This window comes from Teredinibacter turnerae T7901, from assembly GCF_000023025.1.
In the GTDB taxonomy this organism is placed as follows: domain Bacteria; phylum Pseudomonadota; class Gammaproteobacteria; order Pseudomonadales; family Cellvibrionaceae; genus Teredinibacter; species Teredinibacter turnerae_B.
Map to the genome: position 1 here is coordinate 4,721,470 of NC_012997.1, position 17,897 is coordinate 4,739,366.

A 17,897-nucleotide genomic window follows, 5' to 3' on the forward strand; every position below is an offset into this window, starting at 1 on the left:
CGCCTTTCAACTTCGAAAGTTTCATCGCCAAGTTTATAACTACAAAGAATCAATATAGCTATTCACTTCCGATTTAGCTTCTTCCTTGGTCTTACCGTAGCGCGACTGGATCTTGCCCACCAGTTTTTCGCGATTACCCTGAACCATTTCCATATCGTCGTCGGTAAGCTTGCCCCACTTGGCTCGAATACCGCCTTTAATCTGGTGCCACTGACCTGAAAATTGATCGCTATTCATAATACATACTCCTCATAATTGAATTTTCGTTTTACTGAAAGCGGAGCTTAAACTCCGCTTCATCAACACAAGTAATATTGCATGTGTTATGCCACATTCAATTTGCGGATTTTTTATGGCAAACAAATTGCTATTTCAGCCTCAGACGCAAGAATTTGTTATTAAAACAGGTCAATGCTTACCAATTTACGTGAAAAACGTTCAAAACTTTTGTAAAGGCGGGATGAAACATGCATTTTTTGCAAACGATTCAGGAATATCAAGATAAGAAGCGACACTTGGCGGACGAACTGGTGGAAACCCACGGTGATCCGGAGGATCGGGAGCGTGTTTTCCAGGCACTCTTGAGCGAGATCGATTTTTACCCAGGCAAACCTGAGTATGAGCTAGAGCCGCAAAGCATGACGCCCTACTATGGCTTCTTATCTGACCTTCACGAAACCACAGAATACGAGCGCATCCAGCAGCTAATCGGGCAGCTGCACGGCGCAGACTTTGCCGCTGACCACTGGCGCCCCTTTGCAAATGAACTGCGCGAAGCGGTTTACCAACATCTCGCCGAGGAAGAAGCGCGTTTTACTCGCATGCTCGGTAGCCAGCAAGGCGCGAATGCACCGGTCCACGCAAATACAAGCCAGCGCGCGCATATCCAACAGGATGTTGCTTAGAGGGTCTCTACAAAACAAAACACAACGCCAGCCCCACCCTGCCTTCAGAGACATGGTCACCTACGCACGTTTATTAATACCCGGTGGCCGAGTGCTCTGAAGGCTATCTTTGTTCAAATCGGTTTTTATTGATCCCCGGGGACATCGGGCAATACAAAATCGGGCTTATCGAGCTTTATTCTAATCCGATTCAACCAATGTACAGCTCGATGGTAATAGCCCTTTTTCAGAAGCCAGTGATTACACGCCGACTTACCCGGAAAATCGCACAAACCCACTCCCACAAGCAATGTCAACAGCCCCTGCCCGGGTAGTACCAGCATCGCAATACCCGCGACGACCAGACACCAGCCCAACAGATTTTTAACAATCCGCAGCGGGTTCACTCCAGGGTTACCGGTTTCCTTAAACACATGCTCGCAAAAGAAATTTGCCGATGCAGTGTATACGAAGGTAACCATTGCCCCCAAAGACAGAACCACCATCGAAATGGAAACCAGAAAACCTATTTGGACTGTATTCATAACCCAAAACCCGAAATATCCGTGCAGCTTAAATTTTGTAATGCCTATCGTGCCTACTCGCCGAAGCAGGAATAATTATTTAACGGAATGATTAAAAAAATTCAAAAATATTTTTTCTTACCCTATTTGGCAAACTAATTGCTCCTTATTTGTGTAACGCGTATTAACGCGAGTGTCTTTTTAAAGGACCATAAAACCAATAGCAGGTTTGACAAGGCGAATTGGTTTTGTATTGACCAAGATGTGATTTTATCAGCCTAAAACGTCATGAATATTTTTATCATGGCATTTTAAAGCAAAAAATCCCGGTTAATACACTACCCATCATCCACTGTTCAAATCAGCTCTAGTGTATAAAAGGAGATTCTCCATGAACATTTTTCAAGCCTTACGCGAAGACCATAAAAAACAACGCCAACTGGCCAATGCATTGGTGCGCACCTCTGGCGATTCCAAGGAGCGCCACGAACTATTCGGCCAACTCGCTGCAGAACTTAAATCCCATGCCATTGCTGAGGAACGGCATTTTTACGTACCGCTGATCGAGGCGGACGAAACCCAGGAAATGGCTCGCCACGGCGTCGCTGAACATCACGAAATGGATGAACTGATGGAAAAGCTGGAGTCCACCGATCCATCATCTCCTGCCTGGTTGGCTACTGCCAAGGAATTACGGGAACTAATCCATCACCATCTTGACGACGAAGAAAAGGATTTTTTTCCACAAGCTAGCGATGTGTTAAACCCACAAGAAAAAACCTCGCTAGGAGGTGAATTCCAGGAAGAGAAGGAAGAAGCCCTGCACGAAGTCCAGTAAATGATTTCGTCAAAATCATGTGTTTACAGGTTCAATGGATCGAAAGACCCATTGAACCTCATAATCAAGACCGCGAGCACTTACAATAGTCATCGTGTATTGCACATCGTAAAACACCCTCCCCTCAGGCGAGTTCACCTTACGCCGTACCACCATATTCATTACCGCTGCTGAGAGTACGGCACTTACCGTCCTGCTTTAATTGCAACATGCTGGAAAAATACGCCTTACCATCTGCACCATGATATATTTCAGCACACATTTGAACGTGGCTTCGTCCATGCGCCTCTACACACTCATTTATTTTAGCGCTGGCAGGGTTCGGGCTTTTGCGTGTTTAGCCTTCGCTATTATGGTTTCGCCGAGTTAGCAGCTAAGGAGTACCGCCTTTATAACATTAAATAAAGGAACCTCTGATCAACCTAGCAATTTCTCTGCGTGACCTGCGTCGATCAGATGTTAGACGCCTTTAGCAATTAATGGCCTTAGTCCTTAATAAGAAAGGCAATGCCACAAATGATCGCCGCAAGCCGTACCCTACGGGGCTTACCGGAATTTAACCTGACAGTGTTACGCTCCTTCGCCGTGCAACCAGTACGCCTAGCACCCCGGCCTGCTTGCGTTAAATTTCAGTAAGCCAGATGAACAACAAGATAAATCAAAGGCTCCTAAAATAGCGAAGTTATCCATGCAATACGTTGAAATTTTTGACCAGTGCTAGGGGGTCGTCGAGGGATCTGATTTTTTAGCCAATACCGTTTCAAAAATTCCGTAAAGGGGTAAAGTAAGCGCCAGTGGCACAAGATAGAAAACACATCGGTACGCGAATACACCGGCAAGTATCTCGTGCCGAGGTAACTCGCCAGCTAGCAGAGCTACGAATACAGCTTCTAGAACGCCAAGACCGCCGGGCACATGTGACACAGCTCCAGCCACACAGCTCACTAATAGCGCAATATACACCGTTGCAAAATCCAGCTCGCCGTGAAAAAACTGATAGATCACTGTAGCCATAAGCGTCCAGTGAACAGCTGCCGTGGCCAGTTGCCAGGCAACAATTTTTAATTGCGGCAACGTAAATTCGCGATCCCGCAGTCTATAGGTGCGCTGATTTGCGAAAGCGCAAACCCCTACATACCCTGCAACAAGCGCCAGGAATACCGCACCTAAAACGCGAAAGCCGATATCTCCGACCGCCCACGACTCCGGCGGCGTGAACGCGCCGGTAACGAAAAGCCCACCAGCGAGCATCAAATAACCCGTCCAGTTACTGAATACACTCACACCCATAATTTTTGTGACCGTCGATGCCTTAACGCCCAATCTTGAATAGAGCCGATAGCGCAGCGCGACACTGCCAATAATTGCACCCAGATTAAGGTTACAGGCGTAGCTAATCCACGCAGCCAACATTGTTTTGTAAGCAGGAATCTGTACGTCGAACAATTTCCTGCCAATCAAATCGTAGCTGGCATATGCCAGGTAACAGGCCATACCAATACCGGTTGCCAACCACAGGGTCGCAGGATCTGTTTCGCGGAAGGTAGACCAGATTTTATGCCACTCCAGCTCCCGCGCCTTGGTGACTAGCAAATAGGCTACCAGCAGGAAGAACAATCCACTTGCGACTTTTTTTAGGGTTCCCCAGGGAATTTTATTTCTCATATGAGACACAGAAGACGCCTTTGCCAGAACGATCATTACACTTCTCCCAGCGTCTGCGATCGACGTTCAACAACAACCTGACGTGCATTTTTTGATTCGGGGTATGCGCGAGCTAAATGTTTATTGCGTGACTCGCCTGTCTTGGTGGTAAAGATGCGACGCAACTGTTCCACCCTTGGATGAGGATTCGGAATACGTGTCACGAGTCCAGGCAGTCGCCGTAAAAAATGGTAGAGCAGCGTATTTCTCATTTGCGCGACCCAATCAAGTTTTTGTAGCGTTTCGTATTCCACGCGGCGAGATTGCTCTATCAGCATTTCCATTTCTTCTCTTAATTGCGTATTAAATCCGGGCTGGTCCACGAAAATATTGGCCTCAAGATTTAGCGACAAACTCCAAGGATCGAGGTTGCTGGAGCCAATGGACGACCAATTATCGTCGATTGTCGCAATTTTTGCGTGCAGTGGTCGCTCGGTATACTCGTACACCTCAATGTTGTGCCGAATCAGTGTGTCGTACAAGCATTGTGCCGCGCGTAGCGCCATCGGGATATCGGGATTACCCTGTAGAATCAAACGTACGCGTACCCCACGTGCCGTCGCTTTGCGCATCGCACGTATCATTCGGTAGCCGGGGAAAAAATAGGCGTTGGCGATAGTTACACTTTTTTTAGCACGGTGAATTGCGGCCAGATAGGCCTTTTCGATTTCTGAACGGTTGCGGCGATTATCGCGACTGATAAATGCCACTTCGGCATTCTGGTGCACCCTGTAGTGGGCGGGCGGTGGCGTCACCTGAGTATCGTCAAACACGGCTTTACGATCCGGTGCAACCTCCCTAACATAGCTTGCGCATAAACGCCTTACGTCTTTAACTACCGGCCCAACGATCTCCACCGCAAAATCCCGTTTGCCATTAGCGTTATGGTGTGTCAGGTGATCGTCGCAAAGATTAATACCGCCAACGAATGCATAGGTATTATCAATTACCGCGAGTTTGCGGTGCAGTCGGCGAATAACTTTCGGGCGGCTGTTAAACAATTTTGGTTGTGGATCGTAAATTTGAAAAATCACACCCGCTCGACTTAACTCGTAGATGTATTCATCTTTTAAAAAGAAAGTGCCATAGCTGTCGGCGGTGACACTCACCCAGACACCGCGCCTTACAGCGGCAAGCAACGCACGACGCAACAGGTTGCCTATTCTATCGTCTGCCAATATAAAGGTTTCCAAAAAGATTTCCCGCCGCGCACGCCTAATGCGACGCAGCAATTGAGCATAAAACTCTTCGCCATCTTTTAGCAGCGTTAGCGTATTGCCGCCTCTTGATTTTTCGTCCCCTTTATACGCAAACATAACTCACTCCTGAATATCTAATTCCACCATCAGTGGTTTATGGTCTGAAATGCGAGACCAGGGTGAGCGATGTAACCGCTCGATCTCGTAGCGACTGTTGCATCGCAAGTAAATTCTGTCCAGTCGCAGCAGCGGCATAGCCACCGGAAACGATCTGGCCGGCTTGCCTTGATGGCCGGTATAGGCATCGACCAGGCGACTTTCGTTAAATAGCAGATTTTCTGCCTTCAAACGCCAATCGTTAAAATCCCCAGCAACGACGACGGGTTCATCTGCTGGCAATGAATTGACCAGTTTGCTTAGCCGTTTTAACTGAATCTGTCGATGCGATTCCCGCAAACTCAAATGCACACAAATGGCGTGGAGTTTTTGTTCACCGAGATTCAAATGGCAATAGAGCAGGCCTCGTTTTTCAATACCACTTAACGAGATATCGTGATTGTGCCAACGGTCAATTGGAAACCGGCTAAGCAACGCGTTGCCGTGGTGCCCATGGGGATAGACAGCATTGCGACCATATGCATGCGCCGACCACACCTGGTCCGCCAAAAATTCGTACTGGGATTGCTCCGGCCATAAGTCCGTGTAGCGCGTAGCAAACTGACGATGTTCACCCAAGACCTCTTGTAGAAAGACCACATCTGGGTCAATCTCACGCAGCGCCTCCCGCAATTCGTGAAGCGTAAACCGCCTGTTAAATGCATTAAATCCTTTGTGCATATTTACTGTAAGGATTTTCACTTTTCTTGCTGACAAATCGGACTCCTGTTTAGCGTCCTGCAAACTAACCTCTGTAACCATTTCATCGGTGAAGTAACATTTTCAGTAATTCCGCCTAAATGGCGTGGAAAACGCAGGTTATAGTGTGCAGAGCATTAACTGTGCCTAATCAGGTGATAATTTATTGCTGTTTTATGGCCAAAAAAAAGAGAGCCAGTACAACTACCGACTCTCTTTTTTTACTACTCGTAATCGCCGGTCAGACGCTAGAAATAATAGCGTGCGCCCACTTTGAGGGTATCTACATCGGTACTGTCGCCACCACCAACGATGTCGTCAGGCCAACCGCCATCTTCATATTCCACATCGTAACGATCATATTCCGCGGTAATCCACAGCGGCTCAGTCACGCGGAAGCTCACACCAATGCCGTAAAAGGGTGTCTCGCTCTCCGTCTTATCCTGAAAATCCAGTGCCTGTACATCGACATCGCCGTAGAACTGACCCAACTCAACAAAAGCATTGAACGATTCGGTAAACGGCAGATAACCTACGACACTCGCGGAATATCCATCCACTTCGGCGGAGACAAAATCACCACCGAACTTGCCCAAGTCGGTATACCCAAGCTCTACCCCCAGGAAAGGTAAAAAGCGGTATCCCGCGCTCAGTTCATACAAGGTATTTTGATCATCAAAGTCATCCCCATGAGTTTTATAGCCACCGTAGGCACCTTGAATAAAGAATCCGGTATCGTCGGCATAAACGGAAGGCGCAGTCAACGCCGCTGCCGATATAACGGATGCTCCAGCTACACAGGCCATTTTTTTGCAGATAGCTTTACGGTTAAACATAAATTCATCTCCTCATATTTTTTACTTTTAATCGCTAATCACAGACTCGCATGCATGGGCTTTTTTTTGGTTTAGCCGGTGTTGCCGGGCAACGCGTGGCGAATCTTGTACTGCTTTAGCAATTCCACGAAAGGGTAGGAGCGATAACTGTGCCAATTTTTAGTGCATGCCGGCAGGCCGCGTGATGACTGGCCTGCAGCGATGCCCCCTCTTTTTTACGAAGTCAACAACGCGCCGTGGTTGAGTAGGTTTTGCACCCGCTTGCAAATGCTACAAGCGAAAGCAGAACTGCGCCCAAACCAGCAGCCCTCTTTCTATGGAAGAACTCGGATCGCCGATTGTCATCTGGTAAAATCCAGCGGCATTACCCCCATTCCCCCGCAAGTGACCGAGAACTGAGCCCCGTGAACCGACTCAACCCGCGCCAGAAAGAAGCTGTGATGTACATCGACGGGCCCTGCCTCGTGCTGGCCGGTGCTGGCAGCGGTAAAACCAGCGTTATCACTCAGAAGATTGCCTATCTGATCCAGCAGTGCGATATGCCAGCTCGGCATATCGCCGCGGTTACCTTCACCAACAAGGCCGCGCGCGAAATGAAAGAACGGGTTGGCAAGCTGGTGAAAGGTAAAGCCGCCCACGGTTTAACCGTCTCGACCTTCCACAACCTGGGGTTGAATATCATTCGGCGCGAACTCAAGCACCTTGGCTACAAGTCTGGCTTTTCCATTTTCGATGCTGAGGATGCCAAAGCGCTGCTCAAGGAAATCATGCTGAAAAACGGCGATATCGATACCGATCTTGTCGATACCGTACAACACCAGATTTCCAACTGGAAAAGCGGGCTAATAGAGCCCGCACAGGCGGCCGAGCTGGCCCAAAGTGCAGGCGAGCAGGCCTGGGCCCGTGTTTACGAGCGGTACAACAAGGCGTTACATGCCTACAATGCAGTGGATTTCGATGATTTGATCCGCCTGCCATCGGTGCTCTTTGCCAGCAATGATGATGTGCTGCAACGGTGGCGGCAGAAAATTCGCTATCTGCTTGTCGATGAGTATCAGGACACCAATTCCAGCCAGTACCAAATGGTAAAGCAGTTGATTGGCCACCGGGGCGCGCTGACAGTGGTAGGCGACGACGATCAGTCCATCTACGCCTGGCGGGGTGCCAGACCAGAAAACCTGAGCCTGTTAAAGCAGGACTTCCCCTCACTGCAGGTCATCAAACTCGAGCAAAACTACCGCTCCACAGCACGCATCCTCAAAGTTGCTAATACGTTAATCGCCAATAACCCGCATGAGTTCGATAAAACACTGTGGAGTGATCTGGGGATGGGCGAGCCGCTGCGCCTAATCCGGTGCAGTAACGAGGAAGCTGAGGCAGAGCGCGTAGCAACAGAGATACTGACCCAGCGCCTGCGCCGCCAATGCAAATTCCGCGACTTTGCCGTGCTTTACCGGGGCAACCATCAAGCCCGCTTAATCGAACTAAAACTGCAGCACCACCAGATTCCCTACAACATGAGTGGCGGCACCAGTTTTTTCTCCCGCGCGGAAATAAAAGACATCATGGCGTACTTGCGCCTACTGGTTAACCCAGATGACGACAATGCGTTTTTGCGGGTGATTAACACCCCGCGCCGTCAAATCGGTACCGGTACGCTAGAAGCACTGGGGCGCTACGCCACAGAACGCGAAGTCAGCCTGTTAACCGCGTGTGACGAAATGGGCTTGCACGCGGTTATTCCCAAAAAAGGCTTGGAAAATCTGCGTGAATTCTGTAACTGGCTCGGCCGCGTGCGCAACAACTGCCATAACAACGAGCCAATCGCGGCCATCCGCGAGATGATCAACGATATTAATTATGAGGGGTGGCTGCACCAGAACGCGAGTTCGCCCAAAGTGGCCGAAAAGCGGATGGAAAATATCTGGACCCTGGTGGATTCCATCCGCGGTACCTTGGAGAAAATCAGCGAAGACGAGATGACAGGCGAAGAACGCATCAACACCGCCGTGTCCCGCCTGCTGCTTCAGGATTTGCTCGATCGCCAGGAAGAGGAGGACCTGACCGACCGGGTGCAATTATTAACCCTGCACGCGTCCAAAGGGCTGGAATTTCCGCACGTTTATTTAATTGGTATGGAAGAAGAGCTGCTCCCCCATCGCAACAGCATTGAAGAAAATAATATCGAGGAAGAGCGCCGTCTCACCTATGTGGGAATTACCCGCGCAAAAAAAACCCTGACGATGACATTGGCCGCAACCCGAAAGCAGTTTGGCGAAAAGCAAGCCACTGACCCAAGCCGGTTTTTAGAAGAATTGCCAGAAGAAGATGTAGAACGGGAAGGGTTTTCGCCAGCCACCAAAGAAGAAAACGAGAAGAAAGGCGCGGAGGCCATGGCCTCTATTAAAGGCATGTTTGATTTGTGAAGCAGGCACAGACGGCTCTGTGCCTGCAGATGATTACATAGAAAGCTTTTTGAAAATAAATTCGGGAACAGATTTAACAATAGTCATAATTAACCACCAGAAGCCTGGTGTATAAATAACGTTACGTTTTTTCTGGACGGCTTTAACAATATCCTGTGCGACCTGTTCCGGCGATGCCCACAGCAACCCTTTCTTCGCAATAGATTCCGTCATAGGTGTATCAACAAAGCCCGGCTTAATTGTCAGCAGGTGAACCCCGGATTTTGTTAATCGGTTGCGTAAACCCTGAGCGTAAATCGCTGTCGCACCTTTAGCCGCACCGTAGATATAGTTACTCTGACGCCCGCGATCGCCCGCCACAGAACCGATAACGGCAATGGTACCGCGCTTAATCGCTTCCATACGCAAGGCCAGCGCCTCCATCAACGCCATATGGGAAAGCGCGTTTTCCCGCAACGCCTGCTCGGTAAGCTCCCAGCTCTTTTCGATCTCGCGTTGCTCTGGCAGGGTTCCGTGTGCGATAAGCGCAACATCGATACTACCCAGCGTTTCCCAGGCTCGGCTGATACAGGCGTCCATCGCATCGAGTTGGGTGAGGTCCTGCACCTGCACATGCGCTGCTGTCGCTGAACGCCCAATTAAATCCTCAGCAATCAACGCAAGCTTATCGTCATTCCGACCCACCAAAACGAATTTTACTGGTGTTGTGGCCGACAACAAAAACTGGCGGGCCACCGCCTGCGCGATAGCCGATGTCGCACCCAAAATTAATACGTTCATGCATTCTCCTGTGTTACCCGTCGCCAGAAGCTCGAGCTGAATTTGGGATCAATAAACTTGGCAAACGCCTCCCACTGGGGATATTGCTGCTGAAAGTCTGCTGCCTTCATACAGGCATCTTTAGCTGGGTAATTTTTGCCGTTTTGCTCTCGCACTATCGCATCGAGGCGGTCAAATAAACGTTGGGTTTTGTCACCCCAATTGGGGAAATCCAACGCCAGCGTTATACCTTTTTCTGGAAACGACAACATACCCGGTGATTGCTTATCGCCAAAGACCTTGAGCACAGCGAGGAAAGATGCATTGCCGGATAAACTGATCTGGTTCAACATCTCCCTGATCGCTTCCCGGCCTTCGTTCGCCTCACCGAAAGGAACACAGCACTGGTACTGGTAGAAGCCTTTGCGGCCATAAATGCGATTCCACGCATGCACTTTATCCAGCGGATAAAAGAAAGGCTCGTAGTCTGTTACTCCCCGACCGGACTTTCGCTTGCCATTGGCGAAGTAAAGGTTGTTGAACGCCTGCACCGAGTATTTGTTCAACGAAAACGATGGGAAATCCAGTGGCACGGCGAGCCGTTTAGTCGCCAGATTTTTTCGGCTTTCGGTTTGACTGAATTCACCCCCGGAAAAAATACCTCGCCCCAATTGCGCTCCTCGCGTCAGACAATCCACCCAGGCAACGGTGTAGGTTGTGTCCTCATGCTGCTCGAATAAATCGAGACCTTCGTCGAGGCCGTTAAACGCCTGATTGTTCACGTCGATTTTATTGGCAGCAATTTTGGTGAGCTGAATTTTGGCGGTAAGAATAAGCCCGGTGAGCCCCAAACCCGCGATTGTCGCGGCAAAATAGTCCGCGTGCTCTGTTGGCGTACACCAAAGTTTTTCGCCACTGGAACGCAGTAATTCAAAACCCAGCACATGGCAGCCGAAGGTACCGGCGCAATGATGATTTTTACCGTGCACGTCGTTGGCAATCGCGCCGCCGAGTGTAACGAACTGCGTACCTGGTGTTACCGGTAAAAACCAGCCGCGCGGCACAACAACGCGTAAAATATCGCCCAGGCTGATGCCTGCCTCGCAATGCAATACACCCGTTTCCGCATCGAAAGCGATCACTCTATCCAGTGCCGTAGTACGCACCAGTATGCCTTCGTCATTTATCGGCACATCGCCGTAACTGCGCCCCAAACCGTAAGGCAGACAGCTGGCGGTAAAGCCTGCGAAGTTTATGGTGTCTGTGCGCCACCTGAGATTAACCACCTGGTGAGATGCCTTGGGGATTCCCCCCCAGGACCAGGATTCCTTTTTCATAGCCGCTCCTAGAGCATACCTGCAGTGATCAGAATTACTATCAAGACTGCACCGGCGTACCAACTGTTTTGATCTTTAATGGCGAAACTGATTGGGTCTTCGTTCATTTGACCCCGTGCAGTGAGCATCCATATTCGCATAATCCAGTAGCCGATAACCGGGCAGATCAGCCAAAGTACCTGAGGATGACTATACAACTGAATTACATCGTCACTATTGATATAGAACGCCATTACCAGTACCGCGAGAAATCCTGCGCTGCCGCCCAGGCTTTGGAGTATTTCCATATCGGACTGGTAATATCCCCGACCAAGAATTTGTTTATCAGTGGTTTCCGCTGTTTGATTCTTCGCGGTGTTGATAAGTTCACTCACACGCTTAACAATTGCCAGCGATAAAAACAGAAACATCGAAAAACTCAACAACCAGAATGTAAGCTCAACACCCGCTGCCACACCGCCGGCGATTACGCGAATTGTAAACAGGCTCGCCAACACAATCACATCGACAGTTTGCAGCTTCTTCAATTTAAAACTGTAAAAAACGGTAATAAATAAATATGCCGCCAACACGTAGATGAAATGCAGGTTGACGGTTAGCGCAATAACAATTCCTGCGAGCATTAAACCGGCACATAGCATAATGCCTTCAGGTATAGGCAAGACCCCGCTGGCGAGCGGCCTTTTACATTTTGTATGATGCTTGCGATCCGCTTCAAGGTCTAACAGGTCGTTAAACAAATAGGTTGACGATGCACACAAGCCAAATGCGATAAATGCACAGATCACGTCGGTAATGGATTGCAGAGAATCTATTTTGTGGGCCATTAACAAAGGCACAAATAACAATCCGTTTTTCGCCCACTGGTGTATTCGAATCGCTTTCAATACCACCTTGAGGGTCAGTTTCGACGGTGTGATCACTTTTTCAACTTCACACACTTTGCGCGCTTTAGCCGCAAGACTCTCGCCACCAACCACCACCGCAGACTTTGCATACTGCCATACATGTAAGTCGGGTGAGGAATTTCCGAGGTAGTCAAAGCCTTTGTCACCATAGGTATCTAAAGCATATTTAGCTTTGTACTTACCCGTCAGGTTCACCTGCTCGTCCGTCGCGACAACGCCAGAGAACACACCAAGATTCTCGGCAATCTTTTCTGCAAGCTTAAACCAGGTACCGGTGCACAAAATAAGCTCTCTGCCTTTTTGGTGCTCCTCTTTCAAATACGCGACCACCTCTTCGCGATAAGGCAGGGCTTCGACGTTCAGCTGGGTGTAGCGGTATAGCTTTCCCTTCAACACCTGTTTACCAGCCATTAGCCAAAACACCATATGGATAATCAGCCAGGGCTTATTTTTTAACAGCAACATTGCTGTCTCGTGCAGACTATCTGTACAGATCAACGATCCGTCGAGGTCAACCAGTAGCGGGGTTTGATCTCTGCTATCAATCATTCTTCGTATCACTCCTCAACACGAAATGTGGCTTTATATCTCATCTGTAATTTTGCCATTACCGCCAGCCCGATAAAAATAGCGAGCCAGAGTGTTACCACTCGACAAATAATGGTGGCAACGGTTGCATCTGAAAACGATACTCCGAGCATAACCAGCATGCTGGCCATCACGGCCTCTGCCCCCCCCAGCCCGCCGGGCATAAAACTCAGCGCACCCACAATCATGCTGAGTGAATAAATGCCGGCGGCCAGCAAAATCCATTCATTTCCGGTGAGCCATTTAACCAATAGTACAAAGCCCCAGGCTTCTGCTCCCCAGGATACAACGCCCATCACCAGGCCGACCAACCAGATACGCCAGCCCATAAATTTTGCTGCCGCCTGTAGCGTACGGGATAAACCTGACAGTACTTTTTTTACTGTCGGGTGCTTTGCGTTTGTAGCGAGTGACTCCAGCATCTGCAAAAACAGGCGGGAGCGCAAACACAATCCGCTTACAACCACAACGGCAATAACCAGATAGGCAGCCCACTGAAACTGCTCGAAATAAAACAATGCAAACGAGCCAATAATTAACACAGAAATTAAATCGATTAAGCGTTCTGCAAAAAGCGCAGCGAGAGAGTCACTAGCTTTTACACCATATTCTTTGAGGTAAACGGAACGCAGGGCTTCACCCACTTTGCCTGGTGTTGCCGTCAGTGCAAACCCGGAAACATAGCATTCCATATGGGCTTTCAATGGAACAGATATTCCTGTGACCCGGGAGATCATCCAATGCCAGCGCAAAAATCGTACGCCGTAATTAAAGAGTGACAATAAAACCAACACTAGAAAACCCTGTGCACTGACGCGTTGTAGTCCTGCGGACACCTCGTCGTAACCCGAGAATACAACCCAGGCGGCATAGGCCAAAATACTGATGAGAGTAACAGTGATTATTTTGTTGAGATATGGCATGAACTTTTGGGCGTTAGAGGTGGTCCTTCACGCGGTACAGCACGATCATGTTTGATCGGCACCGCAATAAATAGAAACGAGTAGACTATCATCACTTTACAGTGAGTCATTCACTTGCACAGCTCAACACACACATGCATCAGGCCGCAACGTTTTGTTAGCAATAATAGTGCCTTCGAATTTTTTTAGGGCTGCAACGGGCTGGAGCAAGGCTAAAAAAGATTGGTAATCCAGTCTCGCGCAGCAAGGCCGCGTAAACACACACTATTGCGAAAATGGATTTCGCATAAAAACAACAAACCTGGAGCAAAAAAAAACCGCGCTTTCGCGCGGCTTTTTTGCAACTGTAAAATTATTGTGACTTACTGGTCATATAATCTACAGCGCCTTTGATTTCTTCTTCAGAGCAATCAAAGCATAGGCCTTTTGCTGGCATACCGTTAAAGCCGTTAAGCGCATGGGTGTACAAGGTTTCTTTACCTTTGGCGATGCGGGGTGCCCACGCGTCTTTGTCGCCAAATTTCGGCGCACCTGCAGCACCAGTGCCGTGACAGGCTGAACATTTTTGGTAGATTTCCTCACCGGATCGGCTAGCAGAAGCGCCAGCATCTGCAACCTGTACCGCCGCAGCACATTCGTCGCCAGCCATACATGTTTTGCCAACAGGCTGGATACGCTCTTCCAATGATTCCGCCGATACGGCGAGGGAAAAAGCAGCGAGAACACCCGCCAGTGCAAGAGTGGAAAGTTTCATATTCATTCCCCAGTTTTCCTGTGATACAGAACGAGTCGAATTTTGTGGCTGGATTATAGCGAGAAACCACACAAATAGGCAGCGTTAAATCGATCAAGGCGCTGGACGAAGTCGCAACTCGTGGGTATTATGCACACCTTCTTTTCGGGGGCTCCCCGAAACCTCTACGCACCCGTAGCTCAGCTGGATAGAGTAGGTGGCTTCGAACCACTTGGTCGGGAGTTCGAATCTCTCCGGGTGCGCCACTTTTCCAATGCCTTATTCTCCGTAATAACCTCTCCCATTCAGACCAGACGCACAGCCGAAACGACGCGGTTTCGCCCCTTGCCCAAACCTAAGTTAGTCCCTGTAACCAGACTGGCCGGATTATGATCTGCCTGCGGAGTAATACGGCGTGCATAGCGGCACAGTTCAGGGTTCGCTCAACAAATGGACAAATGGCAACGCGGCGCCGATTCAGTTCTCAGAGAGCGCTGCGTCTAACGAGGCTAGATAAGCGTCAATCCAGTCACTGGCGACATCCTCGCTGAGCCTTGCCGGATCGTATTTCAGCAGACCAAGATAAGACTCTCCGTTATCGATAATCTCGAGAGTTAGATCAAACTGGCCTTCCTGCTGGAAGACGGGAAAGGGGTTAGTGGGCAAACCCAAAAATGGACGGCTCTGCGGCTCAGACCAGGGGTACAACCAGTCCACCAGATCCCCTAACACCTCTCGCTGTAAAAAATTGAACAGCACCTGAAACACCGGCGTAGTTCTTATATCCGGCGCCAGCCCAAGGCCCTTAACCAGCCAACCAAATGGATAGTCGCGATGCTCTAATGCGCCTGCCAGGTTAGCTGCGGTTTCCTGTAAGTGCTCATCAAACGGCTGAGCGAGCCGGTCTGGCCCAGCAAACACTGGCACAGGGTTCACAAAGTAGCCTGCGCACGAGAAGTACCCTGGCGCCCTTGCCCCCAGTGTTGGCACACCGACGATCACGCCTTCTGGGTTTACTGCCAGTAATTGACGCTGCATAACCGCCAGCAAAACCACGGATGCCGTAGTGTGGTGTTGCTGAGCAAAAGCTTCTACGCGGTCCCGCCCTTGAGAAGAAAGCTCAAAAAACTGAGTTTCCCCTTGGGGAATGCGCTGACTGACCTGCTCCACCCGCGGTGATTCACAATCATTCAGCGAGGTGTGCGCAGGAATCTGCGCCAGTTGGTTTTGCCAGTAGGCCTGCGCCGAAGCCCAACGGGCCGACTCCTGAGTGCGCTGGTCTATCACGTAGTCGGTGTACAGAGGAAGAGCCATTTCTGCTGGTGTCGAATCTGTATACAGTTTGTTCAAAGCCGAAACAATCATCCCCATTGTCCAGCCATCAGCACTAAGGTGCGAAAACTTCAGTAATAACGCAGACTCAGATGTCGAAAAATTTATCAGTTGACATAAAAAGTTAGGCGATGATTCGAGGGTGAGAGGTGTGTCATAGAAATTTTGTGCAACTTCGAGCGCAGCATCAAAGTCTTCCACCGTTTCAACATGCAACTCAAAACGGTCAACATCACCGATGCCTACGATCTGGCACGGAAGCGTTCTCCCTCCGATAGTTAACAGGCGATAACTGGACCCCAGACAGGGGTAGCGCACAAGCAGGCCCGCGAGAGCTGCGCGCAAGCGTTTCTCTTCAACCCGGCCATCCAGAGAAACACCGATCGCCAGATCGTACGCGGTGGACTCTGGTACAACTTGATAGTTGAAAAACAGTGATTGCTGGTTCGCAGACAAAGGGCTTATCAGACAAAAATCAGTCTCTCCTGCGAGACAGTCCGCGAGCATGGGCTTGGCTTGTTTAATCTGGCTGGCCAATTCCGGACTGAGCTGACCACCGGGTACCCGATATTTCAGTTTGTCGCCATGCAGCTTTAAAAAAACGCGTTCTTTAGCGAGAGCTTCGAGTAGCGCCTCTCCATCCATCCTAGAGTTCGCCCTCATCAGCAACCCCGTTAGTACCTTGCACGGCAGGCCCCGTGACTCTACTTCCCGCGCTGACCAACTGCCAAAGGCGGTCTACGCCAAGATTATCGAGTAGCGTGAGGATGGGGATTTCGACTGAGGTCAGGTTTTTGATGGCATCCTGCAAAATAATCGCGCTCACGGAATCGATTCCAGCGTCACTCAGGGTGTCGTCTGCGTCGAGTAAATCATCGTCCAGAACTTGCCGAATCAAGGTGAGCAACGCGGCGCGATCCGGCAGGGGTAAATCCACTGCAGCCTTTACCTGACGGGCGCTGGGTGCTTCCACTTGGGCGCTTGCCGCAGCGCAATTACGGCCGACCGCCAACCACAACTGTCGGGAAATGACGTGCCCCGGCGTGTCCAGCATGGATTTCCAATCTCGCGCCAGCTCATCGAAGGCTGCCTGCGCAAGATAACCGCTTTTTACTAGCTGTGCAGGTATCCCCACGCCTTCCGCCCGCAGAAATGGCTCATCGCCAAGCTCCGCGTTATGGGCCATTTCCAGGCGATTAAAAACTAGGCTGTAGCCGGTGGCCTGGAGTAGCTGGGGGACGCGGCGTCCAATGGTAGGATCGCCACCATCATCTCTTCGTGCGGTGCAGTACGCCTGATAGAGCGGCTGCAGAGCGTTTACCTGAGGCCAGGTGCGCAGGTGGAAATCAAAGTCATTAGAGATAACCGCGAGCAAACCATCGGGCTTTAGCAACGCTTTTACCGCCGCTAGCGCAACCTCCGGCTTGGAGACATGCTCAAGCACCAAGCGCATGGTTATAAAGTCGAAGCTGCCCTCGGGCAGGGGTGGCGATTCTGCAGCGCCCTGGAAAATTTGACAACCCGCAAGCTGCTGACTGGCCAAATATTGTTCAGCTGCAGTCACGAGCAACGGATCACGCTCTAACCCTGAAATTCGACAGTTTGGGAAGCGCTCTTTAATCAGGCCGATAAGGTGGCCCGGGCCGCAGCCGATATCCAGAACCGACATACCATTGCGCAAGCCGGCCTGCGTCAGTAGATCCCCCTCGTGCGGCCAGAAAAGCGCGACTTGCGCGTTCAACCGCCGAATTTCATCGTCGAGATTATTGGCGAAATGACTTGCCTCGTATGCCGTATTCATGATGATTCCATGCTCCTTGCAAAGAAAGCTTCACGTATAAAAAGCCTTTAGTGCCCGCCGGTTAGACCGCTTAATCCAATGCTACTGTACGCTACTAACGGGTTAAATAATCGCCAATGGCATGTTATTAGCATCTATTCGATATATAACCCTGAGCCATTAGGTGACGTCGATATTAGAGTCTGTTGTTAAACATGATTTGTGCCAGCAGACGCTTTTATCCACAGCCCTTAATGCAAATGTATTCATC

The 17,897-nt window shown here is 49.9% G+C and carries 16 protein-coding genes and 1 tRNA gene; 4 read left to right on the forward strand and 13 right to left on the reverse strand.

Annotation, left to right across the window (positions count from 1 at the left end):
* Positions 1-39: 39 nt before the first annotated feature.
* A complete protein-coding gene (locus TERTU_RS18970; protein WP_015817199.1) occupies positions 40-237 on the reverse strand; it encodes a CsbD family protein in 198 nt (65 codons plus the stop codon).
* Between the two features lie 230 nt (positions 238-467).
* Between TERTU_RS18970 and TERTU_RS18975 the strand changes: the two genes are divergently transcribed.
* Positions 468-905: a hypothetical protein gene (locus tag TERTU_RS18975; RefSeq protein WP_015819430.1), complete on the forward strand. Its 438-nt coding sequence runs from the start codon at positions 468-470 to the stop codon at positions 903-905.
* A 125-nt stretch (positions 906-1,030) separates the two neighbouring features.
* Here the strand turns inward: TERTU_RS18975 and TERTU_RS18980 are convergent, their stop codons facing one another.
* Positions 1,031-1,429: a PGPGW domain-containing protein gene (locus TERTU_RS18980; RefSeq protein WP_041590335.1), complete on the reverse strand. Its 399-nt coding sequence runs from the start codon at positions 1,427-1,429 to the stop codon at positions 1,031-1,033.
* 370 nt (positions 1,430-1,799) lie between these two features.
* On the opposite strand from TERTU_RS18980, the gene TERTU_RS18985 reads away from it, so the two are divergent.
* The gene (locus TERTU_RS18985) at positions 1,800-2,246 is read left to right on the forward strand and encodes a hemerythrin domain-containing protein (protein WP_015820337.1); all 447 of its coding nucleotides are present in this window, start codon (positions 1,800-1,802) and stop codon (positions 2,244-2,246) included.
* Between the two features lie 717 nt (positions 2,247-2,963).
* Here TERTU_RS18985 and TERTU_RS18990 read toward each other — a convergent pair.
* From TERTU_RS18990 to TERTU_RS19005, 4 genes are all read right to left on the reverse strand, one after another.
* Positions 2,964-3,947 carry a lysylphosphatidylglycerol synthase domain-containing protein gene (locus TERTU_RS18990; protein ID WP_015819126.1) on the reverse strand — a complete coding sequence of 328 codons (984 nt, stop codon included), beginning with the start codon at positions 3,945-3,947 and terminating at the stop codon, positions 2,964-2,966.
* On the reverse strand, positions 3,947-5,266 hold the full coding sequence (gene clsB / locus TERTU_RS18995; RefSeq protein ID WP_015817997.1) for a cardiolipin synthase ClsB: 1,320 nt from the start codon (positions 5,264-5,266) through the stop codon (positions 3,947-3,949). Before clsB ends, TERTU_RS18990 begins: the two co-directional genes overlap by 1 nt.
* A gap of 3 nt (positions 5,267-5,269) precedes the next feature.
* The gene (locus TERTU_RS19000; RefSeq protein WP_015818486.1) at positions 5,270-6,022 is read right to left on the reverse strand and encodes an endonuclease/exonuclease/phosphatase family protein; all 753 of its coding nucleotides are present in this window, start codon (positions 6,020-6,022) and stop codon (positions 5,270-5,272) included.
* Between the two features lie 230 nt (positions 6,023-6,252).
* On the reverse strand, positions 6,253-6,840 hold the full coding sequence (locus TERTU_RS19005; RefSeq protein ID WP_015816807.1) for an outer membrane beta-barrel protein: 588 nt from the start codon (positions 6,838-6,840) through the stop codon (positions 6,253-6,255).
* A 404-nt stretch (positions 6,841-7,244) separates the two neighbouring features.
* On the opposite strand from TERTU_RS19005, the gene rep reads away from it, so the two are divergent.
* Positions 7,245-9,266, forward strand: coding sequence for a DNA helicase Rep (rep, locus tag TERTU_RS19010; RefSeq protein WP_015820374.1), 2,022 nt, complete (start codon positions 7,245-7,247; stop codon positions 9,264-9,266).
* A gap of 33 nt (positions 9,267-9,299) precedes the next feature.
* On the opposite strand, the gene TERTU_RS19015 is transcribed toward rep, so the two are convergent.
* From TERTU_RS19015 to TERTU_RS19035, 5 genes are all read right to left on the reverse strand, one after another.
* Positions 9,300-10,046 carry an SDR family oxidoreductase gene (locus tag TERTU_RS19015; protein ID WP_015820847.1) on the reverse strand — a complete coding sequence of 249 codons (747 nt, stop codon included), beginning with the start codon at positions 10,044-10,046 and terminating at the stop codon, positions 9,300-9,302.
* Positions 10,043-11,362: an FAD-binding oxidoreductase gene (locus tag TERTU_RS19020; RefSeq protein WP_015817268.1), complete on the reverse strand. Its 1,320-nt coding sequence runs from the start codon at positions 11,360-11,362 to the stop codon at positions 10,043-10,045. The genes TERTU_RS19015 and TERTU_RS19020 overlap by 4 nt, the downstream gene beginning before the upstream one ends.
* Before the next feature lie 8 nt (positions 11,363-11,370).
* Entirely contained in the window at positions 11,371-12,819 is a 1,449-nt protein-coding gene (locus tag TERTU_RS19025) for a UbiA family prenyltransferase (RefSeq protein WP_228378200.1), read from the reverse strand.
* Positions 12,820-12,827: 8 nt separating this feature from the next.
* The gene (locus TERTU_RS19030) at positions 12,828-13,781 is read right to left on the reverse strand and encodes a lysylphosphatidylglycerol synthase transmembrane domain-containing protein (RefSeq protein ID WP_015818033.1); all 954 of its coding nucleotides are present in this window, start codon (positions 13,779-13,781) and stop codon (positions 12,828-12,830) included.
* Between the two features lie 352 nt (positions 13,782-14,133).
* Positions 14,134-14,541, reverse strand: a complete 408-nt coding sequence (locus tag TERTU_RS19035; RefSeq protein ID WP_015819644.1) for a c-type cytochrome — start codon at positions 14,539-14,541, stop codon at positions 14,134-14,136.
* Between the two features lie 162 nt (positions 14,542-14,703).
* On the opposite strand from TERTU_RS19035, the gene TERTU_RS19040 reads away from it, so the two are divergent.
* Positions 14,704-14,780, forward strand: a tRNA-Arg gene (locus TERTU_RS19040).
* 211 nt (positions 14,781-14,991) lie between these two features.
* Here the strand turns inward: TERTU_RS19040 and TERTU_RS19045 are convergent.
* Entirely contained in the window at positions 14,992-16,509 is a 1,518-nt protein-coding gene (locus tag TERTU_RS19045; protein ID WP_228378201.1) for a condensation domain-containing protein, read from the reverse strand.
* On the reverse strand, positions 16,493-17,647 hold the full coding sequence (locus TERTU_RS19050; RefSeq protein ID WP_015820911.1) for a class I SAM-dependent methyltransferase: 1,155 nt from the start codon (positions 17,645-17,647) through the stop codon (positions 16,493-16,495). Before TERTU_RS19050 ends, TERTU_RS19045 begins: the two co-directional genes overlap by 17 nt.
* Between the last annotated feature and the right edge of the window lie 250 nt (positions 17,648-17,897).